Origin of the sequence: Allomesorhizobium camelthorni (assembly GCF_011045125.1) — a bacterium.
Classification (GTDB): Bacteria; Pseudomonadota; Alphaproteobacteria; order Rhizobiales; family Rhizobiaceae; genus Allomesorhizobium; species Allomesorhizobium camelthorni.
Genome location: NZ_JAAKZF010000261.1, coordinates 1 through 1,268, shown reverse-complemented (window position 1 = coordinate 1,268; position 1,268 = coordinate 1). Strand labels below are relative to the sequence as shown.

Here is a 1,268-nt window from a genome sequence, read left to right as displayed (position 1 = left end):
GCTGGCAGCATGGACATCGTGGCAGCCGCCGCGCCAGGGCGCGGGCGAGTTTAATCCGGATGGTGGCGATGGAGTTGGCGACGTGGCGTTCGGGGCGCAGCGGCGGCGCCGCGGGGTCGGTAACCTTCGGATAGCGCAGGTGGCTTGAGGAGCGGCGCCAACCGTGGGGCTGAGGGGGGAATCAGACTCCGTTCGGAGACCAGGAATCCATAAGCGGCAATCGCGAGCGTGGCGTGGTGGTGGAAGCCGCGCCAACCTCGACCTTCATAGTGGCCAAGGCCGATCTCCTGCTTGAGTTCCTGATAGTCCCGCTCGATCCGCCATCGCATCTTGGCCTGATCGACGAGGTCGGCAAGCTTGGTCTTTCCAGGCAAGGTCGAGAGCCAGTACTTGGTTGGCTCGACTTCACCGTCCGGCCATTCGATCAGGAACCATTCCTCAGCGTGGGGGACGGAGCGCCAGTAGTCGCGATGGGCCGGCCGAACCCGCACGGCGGCAAAGCGTGAGGCAAGCGACGCCTTGGAGCCCTCGCGCCAAGTAACCATGTGCCAGGCGTCCTCGGGCAGCGCTTGCGCCAGTTCCTTGGCTGAGACCGGCGCATGTTCGGCCTGCCGCCGAACGCGCGAGGGCGGGCGTCCGCGTCCGCTCCACGGCTTCGGCGGCAATGGTTGCGTGCCGGGCGACCACAGGCGGATCGAGGACTGGACGCCGACGACATAGGTCAAGCCCACCTTTGTCAGCCCGCCGCGGAAGGCGGTGTCGTTGCCGTAGCCGGCATCGGCCAGCACCACGCCCCGTGAGACGCCGGCCTCCAGCGCCGCCCGGATCTGCGCGAGCGCGATTTCGGGCTTGGTGCGGAAGACCACATTCTCCGGCACACCTGTCTTGGCCCGCCGGTCAGGGTCGTTCGCCCAGCTTTCCGGCAGATAGAGCTGATAGGCAATGGGCAGGCTCGCCTGCTCGGTGGCAACCGACAGAGAGACCGCGACCTGGCAGTTGTCCTGCTTGCCGAGCTGCCCGCAATACTGCCGTGCAACCCCAACCGAATGCTTGCCTTTCTTGGGAAAGCCGGTGTCGTCGACGATCCAAGCACGGATCGGCCCCTGGCGCTCCAGCGCTGGCAGCACCCGTTCCCGCACGCGGCTCAGCACGGCATCATCCGACCAATCCGCCTTCGCTACGAAATGATGCAGCGACTGGTGCGCCGCCTGAACACGCCCAGGCTCTACCCGTGCCGCCATCGGCTCGACGCTCTTGCGCTCGCCCGG

General features: G+C 66.9%; 1 protein-coding gene. It reads right to left on the bottom strand.

What is annotated here, in order from left to right:
- Positions 1-50: 50 nt before the first annotated feature.
- Positions 51-1,268 (bottom strand): IS701 family transposase (locus G6N73_RS35750; protein ID WP_165034555.1); only part of this gene is annotated, 1,218 nt, incomplete at its 5' end.